The sequence below is a fragment of the Corallococcus sicarius genome, assembly GCF_003611735.1.
Classification (GTDB): Bacteria; Myxococcota; Myxococcia; order Myxococcales; family Myxococcaceae; genus Corallococcus; species Corallococcus sicarius.
The window spans coordinates 1-22,380 of sequence record NZ_RAWG01000079.1 but is presented as its reverse complement, the minus strand read 5'-3'; the positions used below and the strand labels follow the sequence as shown (position 1 = coordinate 22,380).

The 22,380-nt window shown below is 69.1% G+C and carries 19 protein-coding genes; 11 read left to right on the top strand and 8 right to left on the bottom strand.

Features of this window, described 5'->3' with window-relative positions:
- The first annotated feature begins 101 nt into the window (after window positions 1–101).
- The 7 genes from D7X12_RS14800 (at window position 102) to D7X12_RS14770 (ending at window position 8,155) form a co-directional block, all read left to right on the top strand.
- A complete protein-coding gene (locus D7X12_RS14800) occupies window positions 102–953 on the top strand; it encodes a hypothetical protein (protein WP_147443662.1) in 852 nt (283 codons plus the stop codon).
- Window positions 946–1,677, top strand: coding sequence for a PIG-L deacetylase family protein (locus D7X12_RS14795; protein WP_120625916.1), 732 nt, complete (start codon window positions 946–948; stop codon window positions 1,675–1,677). The genes D7X12_RS14800 and D7X12_RS14795 overlap by 8 nt, the downstream gene beginning before the upstream one ends.
- A complete protein-coding gene (locus tag D7X12_RS14790) occupies window positions 1,674–3,578 on the top strand; it encodes a glycosyltransferase family protein (protein ID WP_147443661.1) in 1,905 nt (634 codons plus the stop codon). The genes D7X12_RS14795 and D7X12_RS14790 overlap by 4 nt, the downstream gene beginning before the upstream one ends.
- A 1-nt stretch (window position 3,579) precedes the next feature.
- The gene (locus D7X12_RS14785) at window positions 3,580–4,677 is read left to right on the top strand and encodes a class I SAM-dependent methyltransferase (protein WP_120625914.1); all 1,098 of its coding nucleotides are present in this window, start codon (window positions 3,580–3,582) and stop codon (window positions 4,675–4,677) included.
- A 92-nt stretch (window positions 4,678–4,769) separates the two neighbouring features.
- The gene (locus D7X12_RS14780) at window positions 4,770–5,411 is read left to right on the top strand and encodes a hypothetical protein (RefSeq protein ID WP_120625913.1); all 642 of its coding nucleotides are present in this window, start codon (window positions 4,770–4,772) and stop codon (window positions 5,409–5,411) included.
- Window positions 5,408–6,907: a methyl-accepting chemotaxis protein gene (locus D7X12_RS14775; RefSeq protein ID WP_120625912.1), complete on the top strand. Its 1,500-nt coding sequence runs from the start codon at window positions 5,408–5,410 to the stop codon at window positions 6,905–6,907. The genes D7X12_RS14780 and D7X12_RS14775 overlap by 4 nt, the downstream gene beginning before the upstream one ends.
- 42 nt (window positions 6,908–6,949) lie before the next feature.
- The gene (locus D7X12_RS14770; RefSeq protein ID WP_120625923.1) at window positions 6,950–8,155 is read left to right on the top strand and encodes a proprotein convertase P-domain-containing protein; all 1,206 of its coding nucleotides are present in this window, start codon (window positions 6,950–6,952) and stop codon (window positions 8,153–8,155) included.
- A 179-nt stretch (window positions 8,156–8,334) separates the two neighbouring features.
- On the opposite strand, the gene D7X12_RS14765 is transcribed toward D7X12_RS14770, so the two are convergent.
- Complete coding sequence (locus tag D7X12_RS14765; RefSeq protein WP_120625911.1) at window positions 8,335–10,512, bottom strand: protein kinase domain-containing protein; 2,178 nt, start codon at window positions 10,510–10,512, stop codon at window positions 8,335–8,337.
- Between the two features lie 53 nt (window positions 10,513–10,565).
- Window positions 10,566–11,906, bottom strand: a complete 1,341-nt coding sequence (locus D7X12_RS14760) for a trypsin-like peptidase domain-containing protein (protein ID WP_120625910.1) — start codon at window positions 11,904–11,906, stop codon at window positions 10,566–10,568.
- Between the two features lie 259 nt (window positions 11,907–12,165).
- Here D7X12_RS14760 and D7X12_RS14755 point away from each other — a divergent pair, with 259 nt between their 5' ends.
- The gene (locus D7X12_RS14755; RefSeq protein WP_120625909.1) at window positions 12,166–13,173 is read left to right on the top strand and encodes an ATP-binding response regulator; all 1,008 of its coding nucleotides are present in this window, start codon (window positions 12,166–12,168) and stop codon (window positions 13,171–13,173) included.
- Window positions 13,174–13,242: 69 nt separating this feature from the next.
- Here D7X12_RS14755 and D7X12_RS42395 read toward each other — a convergent pair whose 3' ends face one another.
- The 4 genes from D7X12_RS42395 to D7X12_RS14740 form a co-directional block, all read right to left on the bottom strand.
- On the bottom strand, window positions 13,243–14,259 hold the full coding sequence (locus tag D7X12_RS42395) for an HNH endonuclease family protein (RefSeq protein WP_147443660.1): 1,017 nt from the start codon (window positions 14,257–14,259) through the stop codon (window positions 13,243–13,245).
- Window positions 14,256–15,605: an AAA family ATPase gene (locus D7X12_RS14750; protein ID WP_120625908.1), complete on the bottom strand. Its 1,350-nt coding sequence runs from the start codon at window positions 15,603–15,605 to the stop codon at window positions 14,256–14,258. The genes D7X12_RS42395 and D7X12_RS14750 overlap by 4 nt, the downstream gene beginning before the upstream one ends.
- A 51-nt stretch (window positions 15,606–15,656) precedes the next feature.
- The gene (locus D7X12_RS14745) at window positions 15,657–16,694 is read right to left on the bottom strand and encodes an agmatinase family protein (RefSeq protein ID WP_120625907.1); all 1,038 of its coding nucleotides are present in this window, start codon (window positions 16,692–16,694) and stop codon (window positions 15,657–15,659) included.
- A gap of 61 nt (window positions 16,695–16,755) precedes the next feature.
- Window positions 16,756–18,315 carry a serine/threonine-protein kinase gene (locus D7X12_RS14740; RefSeq protein ID WP_279637184.1) on the bottom strand — a complete coding sequence of 520 codons (1,560 nt, stop codon included), beginning with the start codon at window positions 18,313–18,315 and terminating at the stop codon, window positions 16,756–16,758.
- 83 nt (window positions 18,316–18,398) lie between these two features.
- On the opposite strand from D7X12_RS14740, the gene D7X12_RS14735 reads away from it, so the two are divergent.
- Window positions 18,399–18,869, top strand: coding sequence for an MmcQ/YjbR family DNA-binding protein (locus tag D7X12_RS14735; protein ID WP_120625905.1), 471 nt, complete (start codon window positions 18,399–18,401; stop codon window positions 18,867–18,869).
- Window positions 18,870–18,872: 3 nt separating this feature from the next.
- Here D7X12_RS14735 and D7X12_RS14730 read toward each other — a convergent pair whose 3' ends face one another.
- Both D7X12_RS14730 and D7X12_RS14725 read right to left on the bottom strand, forming a co-directional pair.
- A complete protein-coding gene (locus D7X12_RS14730) occupies window positions 18,873–19,862 on the bottom strand; it encodes an NAD(P)H-quinone oxidoreductase (RefSeq protein ID WP_120625904.1) in 990 nt (329 codons plus the stop codon).
- A gap of 31 nt (window positions 19,863–19,893) precedes the next feature.
- Window positions 19,894–20,922, bottom strand: coding sequence for a magnesium transporter (locus D7X12_RS14725; RefSeq protein ID WP_120625903.1), 1,029 nt, complete (start codon window positions 20,920–20,922; stop codon window positions 19,894–19,896).
- Window positions 20,923–20,946: 24 nt separating this feature from the next.
- On the opposite strand from D7X12_RS14725, the gene D7X12_RS14720 reads away from it, so the two are divergent.
- Complete coding sequence (locus D7X12_RS14720) at window positions 20,947–21,150, top strand: DNA gyrase inhibitor YacG (RefSeq protein WP_120610187.1); 204 nt, start codon at window positions 20,947–20,949, stop codon at window positions 21,148–21,150.
- Between the two features lie 112 nt (window positions 21,151–21,262).
- Window positions 21,263–22,339 (top strand): lysylphosphatidylglycerol synthase transmembrane domain-containing protein, encoded by a 1,077-nt coding sequence (locus D7X12_RS14715; protein ID WP_120625902.1) that lies wholly within the window; start codon window positions 21,263–21,265, stop codon window positions 22,337–22,339.
- Window positions 22,340–22,380 lie beyond the last annotated feature (41 nt).

The window sequence follows — 22,380 nt, the reverse complement described above, 5'->3', positions numbered from 1 at the left end:
CTTACCCCCCTGCCAGGCCCTTCGCCCCGAGCGAGGACGGCCTCATCCGGAGTCACACCCCACGCTTCACGGACATCCGCCCGCTGCGGTTGGAGGACTACGTGTCGGGTTCCCCCCGGCGTCGGGAGGCCTTCGTCCGGACCCTGGTGGAACACCTCTCCGAGCGCGGCTTCTTCTACCTGGAGCGTCCCGCGGCGCTCCTGGCCCGACACGACCTGGACGGCCAGTTCGAACGCTACGAGGCCACCTGGCAGCACGCGCTCCTGGCGCACCCCTACCTGCAGGAGCTGATGCCCGCGTCCTCGGTGTTCAAGACGGGCTACAACGCCACGTGGTACCCGGAGTCGACGGTGGTGCGGCAGGCCATCGAGGCCTTCATGGCCAAGCCCGCGACGTGGAGCGAGTTCCGCCGCCGCCGCGTGCCGGAGCCGGTGCGCGAGCTGCTGGAGGCCTCGGAGGACGCCTACCGCGCCTGCCACGCGGTGGGCAGCGTGCTGCTGGAGGCCTTGGAGGAAGGCTACGGCCTGCGCGCCGGAGGCCTCACGCGCCTGTTCCGCCGCCGCACGGAAGGGGCGGTGCGGTTCGTGAAGTACCACGCGCCCAGCGTGGCCCGGAGGCGCCGGGAGGTGGTGGCGCACGCGTCGGAGCCGCACGCGGACAAGAGCTTCTTCACCTTCAACCTGGGCGAGTCCCGGCCGGGCCTCGTGTGGCTGGACGGGGACGTGCCCCGCCTGATGCCCAACGACTCGGGGCACTGGCTCATCACCTCCGGCAAGTTCTCCGAGGGGCTCACGCGCGAACTGGACGCGCCGGTGCGTTCCTTCCGGCACACCGTGGTCAACGACGGCGAGCGCGTCGTCGTGCTGGGCTTCGTGACGCCCGAGGGCGACCTGCACGACCTGCCGCTCGACGCGTGGCCCGCGCCGGTGCTCGCGGGAGGCTCCCGTGGCTGAGAAAGCTCCGAAGGAAGAGGGGAGCCCCGAGCACATCTTCTTCTCGCCGCACCCGGACGACGTGGCGCTCGGCGCGTACGCGAGCCTGCTCAACGTGCCCCGGGACATCGTCCCCACGCTCGTCACCGTCTTCTCGCAGAGCTGCTGGGAGTTCGTGCTCCCGGTGGACCCCTCGCGGGCGCTCGCGGTGACGTCCCTGCGGATGGGCGAGGACCGGCGCTTCGCGCGTGCGCACGGCGCGAACCTCGTGCACCTGGGCTTCCGCGACACCAGCCTGCGCGCACCGCCGGGAGCCCCGCCGGAGTCGGAGGCGGCCCAGGCGGCGCTGGCCGTGCGCGTCCGGGAGGCGCTGGGTGACGTGCTGGCCCATGCCTCCGACGACGCGGTCTGCTACGTGCCGCTGGGCATCTCCAGCCACGCGGACCACCTGCTCGTGCGCGACGCGGTGCGGGCGCTGCGCGGGGACCGGGGCCGCATCGTCTACTACGAGGACCTGCCGTACTCCGCCCACCATCCCGATGACGAGATCGTGGACTACGCGTGGGCGCTCGGGCTGTCGCCCCGGTGTCTGGATGTGACGGCCCAGTGGAGCGCGAAGCTGCGCGGGCTGTCCTTCTACGCAAGCCAGCTGGAGCCGAGGACGTTGCCCGCGGTGGAGGCGCACGCGAGGCGGCTGGGCGCGGGCCGCAAGCTGTGCGAGCGCGTCTGGACGGTGGCCTCGTGAGCGTGCCGGAGCCCGACACGAGCGGCGCCCTGCTGGTGCACCTGTCCTACGAAGCCACGCGCACGCTGGGCGGGATGGGCGTGGTGCTGGAGCACCTGCTGGGCGAGCCCGGGTACCGCGAGGCCTTCCCGCGCACGCTGCTCGTGAGCCCCACGGTGCGCCCGTGCGGTCTGGGCAGCTACGCGCCGGAGGAGTCGCTCGCGCGCGACCTGGAGGCACACGGCGAGGTGCTCTACAGCGGCCTGCGCCGTCGCAACCCGGCCCGGTGGGCGCGCGTCTTCCAGCCCGTGGAGGCGAAACACGACGTGTCGTTCGTCTACGGGACGCGCGACGCGCCGGGCGGGCCGGTGGAGGTGCTGCTGGTGGACATCACCGACGTGCTCCGGGGCTACCGGGTGCGCCTGGGCACGCTGCCCCTGTTCCTGCAACGGCTGCACACGCTGTTGGGCGTGGACCTCACGTTCGACAGTCGGGGCGGGCGCCCGGCGCCGTGGCGTGCGCTCTCACGGGCGTGGCGGGGCCTCTTCGGCACGAGGCTGGGCGCGGCACCCTGGCTGAACCACCTGTTCCGGCGCGCGGTGCACCACGGCTTCGTGGACGCGCCGCCCCTGGACCATGACGCGATGCTGGCCATCACGCTCGCGGAGCCCGTCTTCGACGCGGTGGCGCGGCTGCGCTCTGCGGACGGCGCGGGGGCCGTCATCCTCGCGCAGGAGCACCTGTCGCTGCCGCTCGCGTACAAGGCGCTGCTCGACGGGCGCGACTGGTGCCGCACCGTCTACTACGCGGGCGAGGTGCGCACGCCCCGGGTGCTCGTGGAGTACGGCGAGGCGGGGCAGGGGGCCTCCGACGCGCGCTTCTACAACGTGCAGCGCCTGGGCCTGGAGCAGGGCCGGACGTTGGAGGAGGTGTATCCCGTTGGCACCTGGCCGGGCTTCCAGATCCTCCGCAACGGCCACCGGTGTGACCGCGTGGGCGCGGTGAGCGCCTCCGTCGCGGACGAGCTGCGCTTCCTCGACACGCGGTATGCGCGCCAGCCGCTGACGGTGGTGCCCCACGGACATCGCGCCATCGCGACGGACCCGGCCGCGAAGGAGGCCGCGCGCACGCGGGTGCTGCACCATGCGCGCACGCGGTGGGGAAGGGACTTCCGCCTGCTGCTCACGCACATCTCCCGGGACGAGGTGTGCAAGGGGCTCTGGCGCGACGTGGACGTGTGTGAGCGATTGGCGGAGCGACTGCCTCCGGAGCGGCGGCCCGCGCTGCTCGTGATGGTGTCCGAGTGGAGCGAGGCGGAGCCGTCCGACAACCTGCGCCACGTGAAGGCGCGGGTGGAGGCCTTCAACGCGCGCAACACCGGCCTGCACATCGTGCTCGTGAACCAGCCCACGTGGCCCGCGGGGCTGGACTTCACGCGGGACGACCTGCACCGCGCCACCGACGTGTCCCTCGGCCAGTCCCTGTATGAGTCCCACGGCCTGGCGCAGCTGGAGGCCCTGGGCTGCGGCGCCATCTGCGTCATCTCCGGCGTGAGCGGAGCCCGGCGCACCCTGCAGGCGCTGTGCGCGGCGGCGGGCCTGTCGGAGTGCGCGCATCCGAACCTCGTGGTGGCGGACCCCGTGACGGATGCCCGGGAGGCCGGCCTCGCGCAGACGGTGGAGGGCTGGAAGGCGCTGGCACCGCATGTATTGCGCGAGCAGGAGCTGCGCACGGCGGAGCGGGTGGCGGAGGAGGTGCTGCGCCGCCTCCCGCGTGATGCCCACGAAGGACGCCTCCTGCTGGAGACGGGCCGGGCCCTGGCGGAGCGGATGGCCTGGGAGCCGCTCATCCGCGAGCAGTTGATTCCCCTCATCCGATTCCCGGCCCCCGAAGCGGCCGCGAATTCCGACTGGAGTGCCTGACATGGCTGAGACGCTCATCGTGGTGGCCCACCCGGAGGACGTGGTCCGCCTGTTCAGCACCGTGGCGGAAGGCGCGCAGCTCGCGGTGGTGACGGAGGACGGGGGCGCGGGCCGCGAGCTGGAGGTGGTGGGCCGGGCGCTGGGCGCGCGCGGCACGCACCTGCTCCTGTCTCCGTCGGAAGTGGGGCCGTGGTGCCGGGAGCGGCTCACCCGGGGCGACCCGCGCGTCTTCACGCACAGCCCCCAGGAGGGAGCGCCGCTGCACCGCGAGGTGGCGCTCCTCGTCAGCCGCGTCTTCGAGCGGCTGTGGGTGCCCTCCACGGGCGCGAGGCCGTCGGTCTGCACGGTGCTGGACGACGCGGCCTTCCAGCGGAAGCTCGGCCTGCTCAACGCGCTCTACCGGGAGCGCCCGGACGGAGCCCAGGCAGGTGCGTGCACGGATCCGCTGCGGGACGGGCCCGGGCTCGAGGCCTTCACCGAGGTGCGCTCCGGGGACGTGGTGCGCGCCCTGTCCCTCACCAAGCCGGAGATCTTCTCGGAGCTCGCGGACCCGTGGGGCTTCGCCGGCTCCACCTACGAAGGGGAGCGCTTCGCCCTCACCGCGAAGGTGCTGGAGCCGCTGCGCCACGCGGCCCCTTCACCCCGGCGCGTGGTGGACGTGGGCGCGTGCGAGGGGATGATGACCGAGCACCTCCTGTCACTGTTTCCCCAGGCGAACATCCAGGCCGTGGAGTCCGAGCCGCGCTTCGTCGCGCGCCTGCGCGAGCGGCTGGGCGGCAACGCGCGCGTGCGCATCGTGGAGGCCTCCGCGGAGGACGTGGCCCTGGAGGCCGACCTCGTGTTGCTGGCCGAGGTGCTCTATTACCTGTCCGACGACGCCACCCGCGACCTCCTGGACCGGCTGCGCGCCTCCCACCTCCTCACGTCCTATGGAGGCGGCTTCGGCGTGCAGGTGCACGCAGCGCTCGCTGAGCGTGGCTGGCGGGTCCTCCACTCCGCGACGCTCCCGGGCCGCATCGAGCCCGTGGACGGTGCCCGGAGCCCGTTGCTGGTGCGCCGAGCGGGCACGGAGATCCGGCTCTGGGAGCGGCCTGCCTGAATCCGTATTGCCAAGGCGGCAGGAACTCTCCAGCATGACCGGAAATGGTCGCCCCGGCAGTTGCCCAAGGCCCCCTGGATGCCCCGGCTCGGGTGTCACGTGATGCGGGACTGAAACACGCTGCGCTCCGGCGCCGGGCGCTGCCGTGGCTCATCGGCGCCTGGGTCGTGGCCTCGGCGCTGGGCTCCGCGTGGGTGTGGTCCCAAGCGGACGCCGCGGGAGCTGGGGCCACGCCACCGTCCCGCCTGCCGCCGGCGCTCGCGCCCGCGCGCGGCCCCGGCGCGTGGTCGCTGCTCGTCTTCCTCCATCCCCGGTGCGCGTGTTCGCGCGCGACGCTCGCGGAGCTGGCGAAGCTCACGGCGCACGCGGGCGGCCGGCTCGCCACGCGCGTGTTCGTCTGGGCACCGCGTGAAGCCCCCGCCGACTTCGTTCGCTCGGAGCTGTGGACGCGCGCCCGGGCGTTGCCCGGCGTGGAGGTGGTGCTGGACGTGGACGGACAGGCGGCGCGCGAAGTGGGCGCGCGGACCTCCGGCCAGGTCGTCCTGTTCGCGCCGGACGGCGTGGAGCGCTTCAGCGGCGGCATCACCCCCGCGCGGGGCCACGAAGGTGACAGCGCGGGCAACCTCGCCATCCGCGCGCTCGTGGACTCGCAGGCGCCGGAGGACTCCGCGTCGCCCGTCTTTGGCTGTGCCCTGGAAACACCCATGCCCGCATCCGGTACACCCCTGCCATGAACATCCACCTCCCCGATGCCGAGGTGGCGGAGCGGTCGCGCCAGCTCTTCGATGAACAGTACCTGTCATTGAACCGGCGCACGGACCGGACCTTCCTCGTCCTGATGGTGCTGCAGTGGCTGGCGGGAATCATGGCGGCGGTGTTCCTGTCGCCCCGGGCGTGGGCGGGCCTGCAGAGCGCGGTCCACCACCACGTCTGGGCCGCGGTGGGGCTGGGGCTGCTCTTCGGCGGCCTGCCGGTGATGCTCGTGCTGACGCAGCCGGGACAGGCGGTCACCCGGCACGTCATCGCGGTGGGGCAGGCGCTGATGTCCGGGCTGCTCATCCACCTGATGGGGGGCCGCATCGAGACGCACTTCCACATCTTCGGCTCGCTGGCGCTGCTGGCCATGTACCGGGACTGGCGGGTGCTGCTCACCTTCAGCGGCGTGGTGGCGGCGGACCACCTGCTGCGGGGCGCCCTCTGGCCGGAGTCCATCTTCGGCGCGCACGCGCGGGAGACCTGGCGCTGGATGGAGCACGTGGCCTGGGTGGTGTTCGAGGACGTCTTCCTCATCATCTCCTGCGTGCAGGGGCGGCGTGACCTGCGGGCGGCGGCGGAGCGGGAGGCGCAGCTGGAGCTGTCACGGCGGGCGGTGGAGGAGCGGGTCGTCCAGCCGCTGGTGGGCTCCGTGGCCGCGCTGCGCGACTCCGTGCAGACATTGACTGGCTCCACGAAGGACCAGCAGCAGGACCTGGAGCGTCAGGCCCTGGCGCTGCAGGAGACGCAGGTGACGGCGGACGAGATCCGCCAGACGTCGCTCATCGCCTCCGAGCAGGCCACGCGGGTGCTCCGTTCGACGGAGGAGGCGGGGGACGTGGGCGCCGTGGTGGAGGACGCCATTGGCCGGAGCGTGGAGGGCCTGGCGGACATCCGCGCGCAGGTGGAGGACATCTCCGTGCACATCCAGGGGCTCGCGGCGTACACGGAGAAGATCGCCGGCATCACCCGGACGGTGCAGGACCTGGCGGACCAGTCCAACGTGCTCGCCATCAACGCCGCCATCGAGGCGGCCCGCTCGGGCGAGCATGGGCGCAGCTTCGCGGTGGTTGCCCGGGAGATGCGCAGCCTCTCGTCGCAGTCGGTGGCGGCCACCCATCAGGTGCGCTCGGTGCTGGACGACACGCGCACGCGCATCCAGGGCGTGGTGGACCTCACGCGCGAGGGCGGGGAGCGGATGGGCCGGGGCATCGAGACCATCCGCGCCTCGGGCGACCGGCTGCGCATGCTGTCCGGACTGGTGCAGGGCAACGCGGATGCCGTCCGGCGCATCTCCGCGTCGGTGAGCCAGCAATCCGCGGGCGTGTCGCAGATCTCCAACGCCGTCACGGAGCTGACCACGATGATGGAGATGTCGGTGGCCCGCATGGCGTCCACCGAAGCCGCGGTGGACATCCTGCAGGTCGTCAGCGACCAGGTGCACGGTGTCATCAGCCTGTATCAAGGCGAGGCCTGAACTCCGCCGACAGGCCCCCTTGTCATGGAGTACATGGAGGCCATGACCTCCCGACTCCGTCGTTTCTTGTCGTTTTCCTCGGTTCCCCTCCTCTTGAGCTGCGGCGGCGCCGCCGTCCCCGACAGCGCAGCGCTGGTGTCCGGTGCGCAGGAACTCGCCACGGGCACGCCCGCCGGCAACGGCGTGGTGCTCTTCCTCAATGACTATTCAACGACGCTCCCGGTGCTGGACACCCAGGTGCCGCTGAACCTCCAGGCCGCGCAGGCGTTGATGGACTGGCGCGAGGGCCCGGACGGCGTGCTGCACACGGGGGATGACCGGCGCTTCGTCTCCATCGAGCAGGTGGACGCGGTGCCCTACGTGGGCCCGGCGGCGCTCGCGGCGCTGGAGGCGTACGCGCGGGGCACGGGCCGGGTGGAGCTGCCGGTGGACGGCTGGGTGGGCACGTTCCAGGGCGTGACGTTCAACGTGGCGGAGGCGCGCCGGGCGCTGGCGGTGGCGAACACGCAGGGCGCGGGCGCGCTGCAGGCCACCTACGGGATGTCCGCGACGGCGGCGAACGCGGTCGTGGCCGCGCGGCCGTTCTTCCACATCCTGAAGCTGGGGCGGCTGCCCGGCGTGGATGGCGTCTCCCTGCAGAACCTCAAGACGGCCACGCAGCAGGCTGCCCAGGGCGAGCCGTGCACCGGCGCGACCACGTGCCAGCCGAGCCTCTTCTGCGAGGGCATCCCCAACGACAACTCCAGCCCGTATGGCCGCTGTATCTCCGGCGCGAGCATCCCGGGGGACGGCGCGTCCTGTTCGCTGTTCGTTCCGTGCGGGGCGGGGCTGACGTGCCACGGCCTGGCGTCGGGCGCGACCGAGGGCTGGTGCCGGCCGGCGTGGATGGCGGGCGAGTTCACGGCCTGGTCGGACCTGGCGCTGCAGGGCAACACGACGCCGGTGGTGACGGGGCAGCCGGTGGTGGGCCTGGCGACGGTGCCGGAGGACATCACCGTGGAGCTGGACCTGGTGCACAACAACCCGTCCCGGCTGGTGCTCACGCTGGAGGATCCGGGCGGTGAGACGGCGCTCCTGTGGGACGGGCCGAACGAGGGCACGCCCCCGAAGCGCATCCCGGTGACGCGCGGCATCCCGCGCGACGGCACCATCAACGGACTGTGGAAGCTGCACATCGTCAACCCGTCGGGCACGGGCAACGGCCGGCTGCGGGAGTGGACGCTGAAGCTCACCAGCCGCTGGGACTGACGCGGCGGTGATTCCAGACCGGGAGCCGGGGGTGGATTCCCCGGCCTCCGGTGCGGCTCACGGGCCTTTCCAACTGGAGGGGCCCGAGGTCAGGGCAGGCGAATCACCCGGTGGTCTGTTGCCGGCCCGCCGCGTTCGGGGGCCGGCATGGAGCGCTCGGGTTTCCCGAGGCGAGGGGACTACTCCTCGGCCTCCGGGGGCTCCTCGAAGTTCACGTCGAAGTTGACGCGCTGGCCGGGCTCGATGGTGAAGGACTTCTGCCAGCGAGACGGACCCACGGTCACGAGCAGGCGGTGATAGCCCTCGTACACGTCCAGCTCTTCAACAGGGACGACGCCCGCGGGCTTCCCGTCGATGGTGACGTTGGCGCCGGCGGGGCCGCGCACGTTGATGAAGGCCTTGTTGAGGAAGAACTGGAACGCGGAGCGGCCGGTGGGGGCCACCGTGACGGTGCGCGACACGGAGATGCCGAGCGCGCCGTTGGTGAAGGTGAGCAGGTGGCGGCCCGGAGGCAGCGGCGCGGACAGCGGCGTGCGGCCCAGCAGGGTGTTGTTGCTGTTGAGCGTGACCTCCACGCGCGGCTCCACGGTGAGGTCCAGCACGCCCATGACGGGGCCTGCGTCCACGATGCCGGCATCCTCCACGCCCGCGTCCTCGGGACCGGCGTCGAAGGGGACGGGGGCGGCCACGATTTCAGGCACGCCCGCGTCGAAGGTCTCCACCGACATGGTGCCCCGGAGCTGGCGCTGGACGACCACCGCGCCCGCGCCGAGCGTCAGCACGAGGCCGCCGACGACGTAGGGGATCCACGCGCGCGAGGCCTTCTGCGCGGGCACCGGCGTCGCGGGGCCCGCCGCTCCGCCGAAGATGGGGCCCGCGGGCCGCGCGTCGGCCGTCGTGCCCCGGGCGCCGGACGCAGCGTGCGTCGCCGCGTGAGCATTCGAAGCGGAGCCCTGCGCGGATGAAGAGGCGTGGGCGCCCGCAGCCGAGCCGTGCGTGTGCGCCGAAGCCTGCGTGCTCGCCGTCGCGCCCTGGGCGTGCGTCGACGCCTGGGTGTTCGCCGTCGCGCCCTGCGCGTGCGTTGAAGCCTGCGTGCCCGCCGTACCCTGAGCATGCGTCGAAGCCTGGGGGTTCGCAGCCGAGCCGTGCGCGTGCGTCGAAGCCTGGGTGTTCGCCGTCGCGCCCTGCGCGTGCGTCGAAGCCTGCGTGCTCGCAGCCGAGCCGTGTGCGTGCGTCGAAGCCTGCGAGCCCGAATGAACACCCTGGGGGCTCGCGTTCGCACCCGTCGTCGCGGACGCGGGGGCGTTCATGCCCGCCGCACCGGACGCCGCCGAGTTCACCTCGGGCACCAGGTTCTTCACGGGCTCCGCGAGCCCCGCGCCCTTCGCGAGGATCTCCGCGATCTGCGGCGCGGACATGCCGGCCTTCGAGAGCGCCTCCGCGATGCCCAGCTCGATGGTCTTCCGCCGCGCGGCCCGCGCATCGCTCTCCGGCGGGAACAGCTTCGCCAGGTGCTCCGCGAAGGACTCGTGCGTCGGCAGCTTCCCGATGGCCTCCACCAGCGCCTCGCGGAACGCGAGCGCCGTGGGGTAGCGCTCCATCGCGCGCTTGGTCGTCGCCCGCCGCACGACGGCGTCCAGCTTGAGCGGCACGTCCGGCGGCATCGGCGGCAGGGCGCGGTTGAGCACCGCCTTGTCCGGATCCGCCGATTCCTTGAAGGGCATCTTCCCGGTGAGGCACTCGTGCAGCGTGAGCCCCAGCAGGAACACGTCCGACTGCACGTTGACCGCTTCGCGCCCGCCCAGCAGCTGCTCCGGGGACGTGTACGCGCGGCGGTTCTTCACGCGCTTGCCGCCGCGCTCGCGGGGCGCCACGCTGAGCGCGCCGTAGCCCGTCACCTTCGTGAAGCCGCTGAACGACACCATCAGCGTCTCGGGCCGGATGTCTCCGTGCACCAGCGGCGAGCCGTCGTCGTTGCCCGCGACGTGCGCGTAGTGCAGGCCCATCGCCGCGTCCGCGACCACGAGCGCCGCGAACGCGGGCGACATGCGCGGACCCACTTCGAGCACGCGGCGCAGCGGCTCGCCGTCGGCGAACTCGGTGACGCGCGCGAGGCCCCCGTCCAGCTTCTCCAGGCCGTGCACGCGCAGGATGTTCGGATGGTCGAAGACGATGGCGCGGTTCGTCTCGCGCTCCAGGCGCGCCACCAGCTCCGGGTTCTGCGCGATTTCAGGCGGTGCCCAGATGAGCACCACGGGACGGGGCGTGGCGCCATCCTCCAGCGCCAGTCCGAGGAAGGCCCGCGAGCCCTCTCCGGCGAGGAGGGGACCGAGTGATTGGTAGCGAGGCGAACTCATGGGAACGGCATGCTAGTGCCCTTCCCGTCGATCCTGGAATCCCCGCGCGACGACTACAGCCGCTGTCCTTCAAAAGGCAGCGTCAGGTGGTAGCCGTAGCGCCCGCGACGCACGAGCAACAACACGCTACGTCCCCGTCGCGCCGTGAGCAGGGCTTCACGGAAAGTGTCAGCCGTCGGAACCGGCTGGTTGTTCATCCGCAACAGCACGTCCCCCGCCTCCAGCCCGATCTCCGACGCGGCGGAGCCCGGACGCACCGCTGAAATCGCCATCCCGTTTTTATTCTCCTTCACCCGCAGTCCTAGCCGCTCCCACGCCAGGGTTTCGAGCAGGCGAGCTGGAAATTCAACCGGCGTCACCTGCACGGTGCGATTCGAGCCTGCTCGGAAGAGCACCAAGGGGAAGACCGAGCGGGCTGGATAGCCCCGCACGCGCGAGTCGAAATCCTCCGCGTCTTCGATGCGCGAACCCCCCAGTTCGGCCACCACGTCGCCGCGCTGAACGCCCGCCTGGGCGGCCGGACTGTCGGCCTCCACGTTCGTGACGACGGCGCCGTACGTGCGATCCCACCCGAGCCGCGCGGCGATCTGCGCGGGGAGGTCCGCCGTGTCCATGCCCACCCACGCGGGGCGCACCTTCCCGAAGCGCGTGAGCTCATCAACGATGCGCCGCACCTTGTCCGCGGGGATGGCGAAGCCGATGCCCTGGCCGTTCGCGTAGATGGCGGTGTTGATGCCGATGATCTCCCCGTCCACGTTGAGCAGCGGCCCGCCGGAGTTGCCCGGGTTGATGGCCGCGTCCGTCTGGAGGAAGTCGTTGTAGACGCGGTCGTCCGCGCGGAACGTGCGGCCGATGGCGGACACCACGCCCGCCGTCACCGTCTTGCTCAGGCCGAACGGGCTGCCAATGGCCACCACCGTCTCTCCAATCATCAGGTCGGAGCTGGTGCCCAGCTTCGCGGTGGGCAGGGGCGCTCGCGCGTTGACCTTGAGGACGGCCAGGTCGTTGTTGGCGTCGCTGCCCATCACCTCCGCGTCGAACGTGCGCCCGTCCGCGAGCACGACGTGGATGGCGGACGCGCCCCGGATGACGTGGTCGTTGGTGACGATGACGCCCGACGCGTCGATGATGGCGCCGCTGCCCAGGCCCTGGATGCGCTGGCGCGTCCGCGGCTCCTCCATGCCCTGGCCGAAGAACTCCTCCAGCGGCGAGCGGGCGCGGCCGCGGAAGCGCGACTCCACCTCCTGCTCCGTGCCGATGTAGACGACCGCGGGGGAGACCTTCTGGACCACCTCCACCACATCGCTGCGGCGCCGGGAGAGATCCGCGTGCGCGGGCACCGCCACCGCGAGTGCCACCAGCAACAGTCCCCACCGGATGTGTGCTGCCCTCATGCCCTTCCTCCGTACGCCGCCCGGGATTGTCTCCCGGAAGACAGTCTGAATGTCGGGAAGGCTCCAGCCATTCCCGGGGTGTCTGGAAGCGGCGTCTGGCTCTTCATAGACCAGAAGGCGCGACCGTGAACGAGCACACTTTCAGGCACAACGTCCTTGCCCCGGGTGGATTGCAGAACCGGGGGCCGGGGTGGAGCCTGATCAGCGTCCTGGCGCGACATGATGCTCAAGCCCGCGGGGGCCGAGGGAGTTGTTTCACATGAGTCTCGTCCTGGTCGCGGATGATGAGCCCGCCGTGCTGGAGGTGCTGAGCCAGGTGGTGGAGGACCTGGGGCATGACGTCGTGCGGGCCCGGGATGGCGAGGAGGCGCTGGCACTGGCGCGCTCGCGACGTCCGCAGCTGGTGGTGACGGACCACATGATGCCGCGCATGAGCGGCATGGAGCTGTGCAGCCGGCTGAAGCAGGAGCCCGGCCTGCGCGAGGTGCCCATCATCCTGTTGAGCGCGGTGCTCCAGCAGGGCTCGCCGGACGCGTCCGCGTTCCTCAACAAGCCCTTTGAAATCACCGACTTCGAAGCGCTGATCCGCCGCTCGCTGGAGAAGGCCCCGGGCGCGTCCCGCGAGCCGGAGACGCCGGTGGAGGCGCTGGGCCAGTGGGTGGCGCGCACGCTCCAGGGACCGCTGGAGGTCGCGCGCGAGCAGCTCCGGAAGCTCCAGGGGCTGCCGCCTCCGGGCCAGCTCGCGGTGGAAGCGCTGGGCCTGCAGCTCCAGTCGCTGGAGCGGATGGGCCAGTACCTGCAGGACGCGGCGCGCCTGAGCGCGGGCAGCCTGACGCTCCGGCCGGTGGAGGGTGACCTGCGCTCGCACCTGGAGGCGTCGGTGGAGCGCTGTCGTGAGCGCGGCGCCGGGGTGCCGGTGGAGCTGTCGGTGCCCGGGGAGCGGGTGGACCTGCGCTTTGATCCGGAGCGCCTGGGGCAGGTGTTCGACGTGCTCTTGTCGAACGCGGCGCGCCAGGGTGGGGTGCGCGTGGAGCTGCGGGCGTCGGAGGAGCGGGTGCTCGTGCGGGTGAGCGACCCGGGCCCGGGCATCCCCGAAGCGGAGCTGCCCCGGCTGTTCCAGGCCTTCCCGGAGGGGCCGGCCCGGGGGGAGTCGCTGGGCCTCTACGTGGCCTCGGAGCTGGCGAGGCTGCACGGGGGCGCGCTGTCGGCCGAGTCCCTGCCCGGCCGGGGCGCGACGTTCAGCGTGTCGCTGCCCCGCGTGGCCTGAGCCTCAGGCCTGCTGCGAATCGCTCGACTACTGTGGCAAACCATGGGTCGACCCGCGCCCGAATCCATATCAAGGAAGGGCAACCAATCTGCGCCAGGATTTTACCGTCGACACAGTACGCTCAAGCAGGAGGGCCAGTTCTTCGTTCGTGAATGCATGTGCGTCCAGCAAATCCTTCACTAGGGAGGTGGCAACGTCTTGAGACGCCGAGGGGCCTAATGCGCGGACGCGCAAGCGCAACGACTCTGAAACGAGAGATAGTTCCGGTGGGTCGGAAAAGACAGGCGCCGGATCGAAATGCTCAAGGCGGCCAAGCGTAGGCATGTCAAGGCCATACAGGGTTCTGGTGTCCTCGGGGAACTGGTGATCTAGAATGTCCCATGTGAGGGAATGGAAGGATTGTTTTTTTGCGAAAAGCGACTTGATGACCCAGTCCCAGGTGCGCCGAATATGGGGAAGCGGTCCCTCGACAATGCTGTCTAGAATCAATAAAAAATAATGCTCAACGAGCTCGATGTGGTGCTGGGCAGATTCATCGAACTCAAGGCCTAGCGTGTGTATCGTTTGGTCCCCTTCTACTGAGCCATTGATCGAAACGGGAAGCCACTTGTTGCGCTTGGTGGAATACTGGAACCTGATGTGGTGGCGTGGATCGGTACGGGTAGGGTCGATTAACAATGCATGTTCTTCGTGTAAGGCAAAGGAGAACTCGGCTAGTGGTGCAGAACCTTCTTTTATGGGGAACTGGTTTTTTTTGTAGGTGGTGTTGCAGCGAAAACATGCGAGTAGAAGGTTCTCCCACGTCCAAGCCAGCCACCAGTATCGGTTGGGATCTGGCGCTTTGCCTGGGTTTGAAACGCCGCCCTTGGGTCGGAAATGTTCAACTGGGCTCCCTTCGAGACGGATACCCTTTTCGCAAAATGCGCACTTGAAATATTGTGCTTCTGCTAAATATTTCTTGATGATTTCATACCCAGAGAACTCGATTGGGCTGTTTTTTTGCTTGTTAATTCTTGCCTGAGATAAGTGCTGTCGTCGGCTTCTGATAAGTTCCTTTGGTTCCTCTCCTCGAGAGATGGAAATCATGGGTTTTCCCTCGGAGTCCGCTCAAAGTCCGGATCGACGCCCTCTTCGCGGAGCTTCTTCTCGATCTGATCAAGAGCTATCTCGTCCTTGTCGCTTCTAAATGGATTGGCCGCGAGAAAACGGTGTCTCCTGAGGAGGTCGCCGAGATTGTCGGGATAGAACTGGTTGATTCCAAAGTAATTTTGGTAGATTTCCGTTCCAGTCATCAGGCGTGGATCTGGCTCGTTCGCTTGTCCATTTTTCATGTCGTATTGCTGCACGTTGCCTGTGCTCTTGTTTATGGCGAGTCTGATGATTTCATCTTCATCTGGTCGTAGCCCCACAAGTGCCAATGGCGAGTGGGTGGTTGCTACGAATTGTATTTTTGGAAAAGTTCTCTTAAGTGTTTGTATTAGTGTTCTCTGCCATTTGGGGTGGAGATATAGGTCTAGTTCGTCAATCAGGACCAGTCCCTCCATCTCCTTGGGAGACATGCCATTGTCTAGTTTTGATTCATATAAAATCTGGCCAACTAGGTCGGCGATCCATGCAATGGTTGACTGGTAGCCATGCGAGAGCCAATTAGCAGCAAGCTTGAGGTTCCCAGATGGAAGGTCTTGGATAAAGCGGTGCCGCTCTTGTAGTGCTAGGCTGCTGTTGGCTCCGCCTTTGCCTCGTAGCTCAAGATCCTTAAATCCAGGAAGTAGGTCTTTTGCGCCAAACAATGTATCCCTTAGGATTCTTGCGTATGTCGTGCGCTTTTTGGTTGTGAGGACATTGGCGAAGGCTGTCCCAATTAGCGGCACATCGTTTTTGAATATTGGTCTTAGTCGGTCAATGCTTGCATTTTGAATCCGAGGGCTTGAGATTGTGCTGTCCGGTAGGTTTCGGTGGATTCCGTAGGCTGCCACAAACCATAATTTCGCGTCTAGGCTTCGTGCTTGGTCGATCGGATCTATGCTCGCGTCAACTCCGAGGTAGTTTGAATTTGCTTCTAGGCTTTTTTGTTTTGGGTTTAGTCTGACGTGTGACTGAATCACGACGTCTCCGGGCGGCTTGCCGCCTGGATAGCCCGGATAGAGGCGCTCTTTTCGTTGGGTTGCGTCTAGGATGAATTCTGCTTCTATTTGTACGGTGGTCCTGGGGGCTCGTTTGTCTCTTAAGGATTCAATGTTTTCTGCTAGGCCGGTTACGTTGCGCTGTCCGGCAGATGCCATGGCAATTGCTTGTAGTATTGATGTTTTTCCTGTTCCGTTTTCCCCGATGATGACTGTCCACATTCGAGGACTGCCGTCGCTGTTTGTGAATGGGAGCTCGATGTTTTTTAAGAGTTTCAGGTTTTGAATCTTAAGGTTCTTGATGTACATAGACTGCCCCTTCTGGGCGGTTGATGTGACTAGCCAGTCGTCTGCTAACGCTCAGGCCTGCTGCGACTTCAGCATCCAGCCGATCATCTTGTAGAGCAGCCGGGCGCCCACGTTGGCGTCCCACTCGCTGCCCTCGGGGTCGGGGGCCACCTCCGTCAAGTCGAACCCGACGATGGTGCGGCCCGAGCGCACGACGCCCGCCACGAGCGCGGTGGCCTCCGGGAAGGACAGGCCGCCGGGGACGGGGGTGCCGGTGTGCGGGCACAGCACGGGGTCCAATCCGTCGATGTCGAACGACAGGTAGACCTGCTGCGGCAGCTTCTCGACGATCTGCTTCACCTGCTGGTTCCAGGGCAAGCCGTCGAAGCGGTTCTGCTGGAGGGTGGCGTCGAAGAAGGCCTGGATGCGACCGCCGGACTGCTCGATGTAGCGGTGCTCGTTCTCGCTCATGTCGCGCAGGCCCACCTGGACGAGCGTCTTCACGCCGGGGATGCGCTCCGCGACGTTGTAGAAGATGGACGCGTGCGACCAGGTGAAGCCCTCGTACGCCACGCGCAGGTCGGCGTGCGCGTCCAGGTGGAGCACGCCCATGCCGGGGTACTTCTCCGCGTGGGCCTGGATGATGCCGAAGGAGATGGCGTGGTCGCCTCCCACGGCGGCCACGCGCTTGCCCTGCTCCAGCCAGTGCTTCGCGGTGCGGTAGACGTGGTCGTTGAGCTTCTCGCTGAACACGTTCACGTCGCGCGCGGCGGCGAGCAGCTCCGGCGTGCCCTCATCGATGCCGCCGGCCTCGATGACGATCTGGGCGCGCTCCTTGGCGCGGGTGTTCCACTCGTGCAGCTCGGACGGAGCCTCGAGCATGGCGATGCCGCGCTCGTAGGGGCGGCCCGTCTCCACGTCGAACAGGTCCACCTGGCGACTGGCGTCGAGCAGGGCGGCGGGTCCGTCGGACGTGCCGCCGCCGTAGCTGGTGGTGGCCTCGAAGGGCACGGGGATGACGACGACGTGGGCCTCCTCGGGCGAGTGGGGGAGGCCGAAGATGCCGGAGCCCGGCTGCGCGGCGGCCGCGGGGTCGAAGTGGGTAGCCATGGCGGCGCAGGATACGGTTCCGCCCCCCGCACGCAATGGCTTCGGTGATGCCTGGCTGCCCTCAGGGGGGATGGGCCCTCAGGAAGGCTCGGGCGGCATCCGCTTCAGCGCCCTGGGGCTGGAGTTCCACGAAGCGCTCGTACGCGTCGCGCGCGTCCGTCATGCGCCCCTGCGCCTCGTAGGCCTTCGCCAGCGCGAGTCTGCAATCGGTGTTGGAAGGCGCTGACTCCAGACACCGCCGGAACCACACCGCGGCTGCGGCCGACTCCTGGCGCAGCGAATGCTCCTGGCCCCGGGCGTAGGCGAGCCGCGGGTCCACGGCCTGGGTTGTCATCGGGACCGGGCGGCTCCAGGCGCGCGCCAGAGCGAAGGTACCGAGGATGACGCAGCTCCCCCCCACCATGACCGCCCACCAGAAGCTGTCCCGAGCGAGCAGTGTCTGAAGCCGCGCCCGGGAGAACTCCCGCGCCGCCTGGGCGTTCACGACGGGGACTGGTGGGGGTGGCGCGCGCGGCGGGCGCTCGGGCACCAGCTCCGGGGGAAGCGCGGGCCACTCATGCATCACGGGCGAAGGGGGCGAGGACGCCGCCGCGAGGGCGGGACTGGCCAGGATCTTTTCGTCGCGCCAGGTCTGGAGCTGGCGGAGGAAGGGCTCGGGGAGGGCGACAGGCCGGTGCTGGGCGGCCAACTCCTCCTGGAAGCTCCAGGCCATGAGCAGCTTTCGGGCGTGGGTGGGGAGGCGGGGGGCGCGGGAGCCCAGCCAGTCCGACAGGGATTGCTGCAGCGCTTCCGCGCTCCGGTAGCGTTCGTCGGGGGAGGGCGCGAGCGCACGCTTCAGGATGGCCAGCAGGTCGTCATCCAGGCTGGGGTTGAGGCTGCGCGCTGGCGTCAGGCGGCCTTCGGTGGCGCGCTGGAAGATCTCCAGCTCGTTGCCGGAGACAGGCCGCTCGCCACACAACAGCTCGAACAGGACAACGCCCGCCGCATAGACATCCGCGCGGGCATCCGCGGGCCACTGCTTGAGCTGCTCTGGGGCCAGGTAGGGATACTTGCCCTTGATGACGCCGACCTCGGTCTGCGGGCGTCCCGCGAGCCGCGCCTTGGCGATGCCGAAGTCGGAGACCTTCACCTCGCCCTCGTAGCTCACGAGGACGTTGTCGGGAGAGATGTCCCGATGCACGAGCCCCAGCGACGCCCCGTCCTCATCCGTCCGTGTGTGGGCGTGGTGCAGGCCCCGGCACAGCTCGATGACGGTGCTCACCGCGAGGGGCGCGGGCATCCAGGCGAACCCCTTCGCCTTGAGCCGCTTCATCACCCGGGACAGGGGCTGGCCGTCCACGAACTCCATGGCGAGGAAGTACTCCCCGTCCACCTGCCCGAAGTCGAACACCTGCACGATGTTGCCGTGGTTGAGCCCCACCGAGATGCGTGCCTCGTTGAGGAACATCTCCACGAAGGCCGGGTCGTCCGCGTACTCGCTCAGGACCCGCTTGATGACCACGATCTTGGTGATCCCGGGCCCGGCCGTGTATTTCCCCCGGTAGACCATCGCCATGCCGCCAGCTCCCAATCGTTCCAGGAGCTCGTACCGGCCGAAGGGGAGGGTCTGTGGCTGACTCACCCGGGGAACGGTAGCAAAGGGTCATCAATGTCGGAAACTCCTGCATCCCCAGGAGTCCACGTTCCAACGAGGAGAAGGCACGGATGGCGACCCGGCGAAAGACGGTGAAGGCGGCGGCGAAGGCGAAGCCGGCGAAGCGCAAGGCGCGACTCACGGTGGACGACGTGCGGGAGCTGGCGCTGGCACTGCCTGCGACGGAGGAGCGCCCCTCGTACGGCACGCCGGGCTTCCGGGTGAGCGACACGCTCTTCGCGCGGGTGCTGGACGAGGACTCCATCGTCATCAAGGTGGACTTCGACCACCGGGAGGCGCTGCTCCAGTCAAAGCCAGACGTCTTCCGGGTGACGCCCCACTACCAGGACTGGCCCATGGTCATCGTCCAGCTCACCACCGTGGACCGGCCTCTGCTGCAATCCCTGCTCAAGGAGGCCTGGCGCCGGTGCGCCTCCTCCAAGGTGCTCAAGGCTTCGCAGGCACCGGAGCCCGAAGTGAAACCGGCGCGCGCCGCGAAGAAGGCTCCGGCCCGGAAGCGGAGCCCCTCCCGCCGGGCGTAGCCGCTACGCCCAGCGCACCACGACCTTGCCCACGGTGGTGTTGCCCGCCATCCGCTCCAGCCCGGAGCGCAGCTCCGCCATGGGCAGCACCTCATCCACCACGGGCTTCAGCGCGCCGGAGTCGAACAGCGGCAGCAACTGGCGCTCCGCTGCCTGCGTCAGCGCCATCTTCTCCTCCGCCTGCCGGCTCCTCAGCACCGTCCCGGTGATGCGCAGCCGCTTGCGCATGACCAGACCCAGGTCCAGGTCCACGCGGGTCCCTGCCACCGAGCCCACCTGCATCAGCCGGCCCCGGGGCGCCATCGCCTTCAGCGACTCCGGCAGGTAGTTGCCGCCCACCAGGTCCAGGCACACGTCCGCGCCCCGGCCCTCCGTGGCCTCCAGCACCGCGTCCGCGAACACGGGCGGCGACGACGCACAGAGCACCGTCGTGCCCACGCCCCACTCGGAGGCCCGCGCCAGCTTCTCCGCGTTGCGCCCGGTGCCCACCACGCGCACGCCCATCGCGCGGCAGAGCAGCGCCGCCGCCGCACCCACGCCGCTCGCCACCGCGTGCACCAGCACCGTCTCCCCGGCGCGCAGGTCCGCCTGGAGCACCAGCGCGTCCCAGGCCGTGAGGTACGCCTCCGGCAGCGCCGCCGCGTCCGCGAAGTCCATCCCGGCCGGCATGCGCAGCACCTCGCGCTCGTGCGTGGTGAGCACCTCGCTCCACGCGCCGCCACCGACGAGGCCCATCACCCGGTCCCCGACCTTGAACTTCCGCGCCCGGGGCCCCACCGCCACCACCTCACCCGCGTACTCCAGACCCGGCACGTCCTGCGGCACGTCCGGCGGAGGAGGGTAGACGCCCCGCACCTGGAGCAGGTCCGCCCGGTTGAGGGCGCTCGCCCGCACGCGGACCTGCACGTCGTTCGGTCCCGGCGTGGGCTCCGGCCGCTCGTCGAACGCGAGCACCTCCGGACCGCCGGGCTGCGTGATGCGCATGACCTTCATGGCTTGGACTCCCCGAAGAAACCACCGTCGTTCACAACACCAACCGCGTCACCAGGCCGAAGTACGTCAGCAGCGTGATGTTGTCGGCCACCGCCAGCACCAGCGGCGCCGACGCCAGGTGCGGATCCACCTTCAGGCGCTTGAACAGGAAGGGGAGGATGCCGCCCAGGCACGAGGCCAGCGTGGCGGACACCGCCACCGACACGAACAGCGCCAGCGGGAAGCCGAACCCCGGTGAATAGAGGCGCCCCAGGATCGCCACCACCGTGGCCGCCATCAGGCCGGCGAGGCTCGCGGCCACCACCTCGCGCACCACCACCTTCTTGTCCACGTCCCCGTGCGCGACCATCGACGCGGCCACCGCCGTCGTCTGCACGCCCAGGCTCTCCGACAGCACCAGCACCATGGGGATGAAGGCGCTCACCACCACCAGCTCCGCCACCGTGTGCTCGAACAGGCGCGTCGTCGTGGCCGCCAGGAACCCACCGCCGATGTTCACGAGCAGCCACGGGAAGCGCTTGAGCGCGAGCCGCACCGGCCGCTTCTCCTGGAGCTCCCCCTTGGGCAGGCCGACGAAGCGGTAGACTTCGTCGCGCACCCGGCCCTCCACCTCGCTGAAGAGGGTGTCGGAGAACGCGTCCACGAACTGGTTCATCTCCACCACGCCCACGATGCGCCCGTCCGCGTCCACCACCGGGAAGGCCAGGAAGCGGTAGGTGACGAAGAAGTCCTCCACCACCGCGTCGGACGCGTCCACCGGCAGCTTCACCACCCGCGTGAACATCAGCGACGCGATGCGCTCCGAGGGCGCGGCGCGGATGAGCTTGCGCAGCGGCACCACGCCCGCCAGCCGGCCGTCCGCGTCACAGGCGTAGCAGTAGAAGATCTCCCCGGTGCCCGGGTTCGCGCGGATCTTCTCCAGCGCCTCCGCCACCGTGTCTTCCATGCCCACGGCGGTGAAGTCCCGGGACAGCCGGTCGCTCTGCAACAGCGTGTGAGCGGTCTCCGGGGTCGTCTGCACGGCCGGGCCAAGAAACGTCCTGGCAAGCGCGAGCGTCAAGGCTTATCTAAGTCCACGCCCGCCATGCCCCTCCAGCCGTGTCCCATCTGTCAGAAGCCCGTGGCTCCCCGTCCGGAGAACACCTCCCAACCGTTCTGCTCCCGCCGCTGTCGCGCCGTGGACCTGGGCCGCTGGCTGGGCGAGGAGTACCGCGTGCCCGACCGCCAGGCCGACGAGCGGGAGGACGAAATGCCCTCCGACGGCTCCGACCGCGGGCACGACGCCTGAACGACGGAGCAGGGGAGCGCGCCGCCGCCAGGCCCTCGTGCATGCGCCCCGGGAGCGGCCAGACAGGCGTTCCGCTGGAGTCGCAGGGGGAGTGACGCTATACCCGGCCGCTGTGAAACGCGCCGTCAACCTCATCGCCAGCCTGCTCGTCACCGTTGCCTTCATGTGGTGGGCCTTCCGGGACACGGACGTGTCCACGCAGATCGCCAGCCTCAAGGCGGCCAACTACGCGTGGGTGGTGCCGTACTTCCTGTGCCTCACCTGCATCCACGTCTGCCGCACGCTGCGGTGGGGCGCGCTGCTGTCGGGGCTGGAGCGCGTCCCGTTCCGCAAGCTCAATGAGGCGTCCGGCATCGGCTTCATGATGCTGCTGGTGCTGCCGTTCCGCCTGGGGGAGTTCGCCCGGCCCTTCCTCATCGCCCAGCGCAGCTCCATCCGCCGCAGCGCGGCGATGACGTCCGTGGTGCTGGAGCGCATCGTGGACGGGCTCTTCGTCGCGGCCCTCTTCCGCGTGCTGCTCTTCTTCATCCCGATGGAGACCGAAGGGGTGCGGTACGTGAAGCTGGGCTCCTGGCTGATGTTCGCCGTGTTCGGCGGGGGGCTCGTGTTCCTGCTCGTGGGCCTGTGGCACCAGGCGCGCACGGTGCACCTGGTGCGCGCCACCGTGGGCCGCTTCTCCCCGAACATGGCGGAGAAGGTGGCCGACATCGTGGACAGCTTCGTGGGCGCCATGCGCCAGCTGCCCGACCGCAAGCACATCGTGCTCTTCTTCCTCTACACGGTCCTGTACTGGGGCCTGAACGGCGTGGGCATGGCGCTGCTCGCCCGCGCCTTCGACTGCTCCGGCGCGGCCCCGGGCGTCGCGTGCGAGCCCATGGGGCTGTCGCTCTTCCAGGCGTACATCGTGATGTGCGTGCTGGTGGTGGGCATCATGATCCCCGCCGCGCCCGGGATGATGGGCACCTTCCAGGCCGCCACGAAGGTGGGCCTGGGCCTGTTCCTGCCCGCCGCGGTGGTGAACGCCCACGGCCTCGCCTACGCCAACGTGATGTGGCTGTGCCAGACGGCGCAGCAGATCATCTTCGGCCTCATCCTCCTGTCCATCAGCCACATGTCCTTCCGCGAGCTGGCCGGGAACATGAAGAAGGACGGCGACGACGCCAACGTCAGCCGCTCGTCGGTGGCTTGAGCGGCAGGGCTTGAGCGGCGGGGCTTGAGCGGCGGGGCCTG

Bases quoted from the DNA above. Each gene is read 5' to 3' on its own strand.
- D7X12_RS14785 (WP_120625914.1), top strand. From the start codon at position 3,580: ATGGCTGAGACGCTCATCGTGGTGGCCCACCCGGAGGACGTGGTCCGC.
- D7X12_RS14775 (WP_120625912.1), top strand. From the start codon at position 5,408: ATGAACATCCACCTCCCCGATGCCGAGGTGGCGGAGCGGTCGCGCCAG.
- D7X12_RS14770 (WP_120625923.1), top strand. From the start codon at position 6,950: ATGACCTCCCGACTCCGTCGTTTCTTGTCGTTTTCCTCGGTTCCCCTC.
- D7X12_RS14765 (WP_120625911.1), bottom strand. From the start codon at position 10,512: ATGAGTTCGCCTCGCTACCAATCACTCGGTCCCCTCCTCGCCGGAGAG.
- D7X12_RS14760 (WP_120625910.1), bottom strand. From the start codon at position 11,906: ATGAGGGCAGCACACATCCGGTGGGGACTGTTGCTGGTGGCACTCGCG.
- D7X12_RS14755 (WP_120625909.1), top strand. From the start codon at position 12,166: ATGAGTCTCGTCCTGGTCGCGGATGATGAGCCCGCCGTGCTGGAGGTG.
- D7X12_RS42395 (WP_147443660.1), bottom strand. From the start codon at position 14,259: ATGATTTCCATCTCTCGAGGAGAGGAACCAAAGGAACTTATCAGAAGC.
- D7X12_RS14750 (WP_120625908.1), bottom strand. From the start codon at position 15,605: ATGTACATCAAGAACCTTAAGATTCAAAACCTGAAACTCTTAAAAAAC.
- D7X12_RS14745 (WP_120625907.1), bottom strand. From the start codon at position 16,694: ATGGCTACCCACTTCGACCCCGCGGCCGCCGCGCAGCCGGGCTCCGGC.
- D7X12_RS14735 (WP_120625905.1), top strand. From the start codon at position 18,399: ATGGCGACCCGGCGAAAGACGGTGAAGGCGGCGGCGAAGGCGAAGCCG.
- D7X12_RS14730 (WP_120625904.1), bottom strand. From the start codon at position 19,862: ATGAAGGTCATGCGCATCACGCAGCCCGGCGGTCCGGAGGTGCTCGCG.
- D7X12_RS14720 (WP_120610187.1), top strand. From the start codon at position 20,947: ATGCCCCTCCAGCCGTGTCCCATCTGTCAGAAGCCCGTGGCTCCCCGT.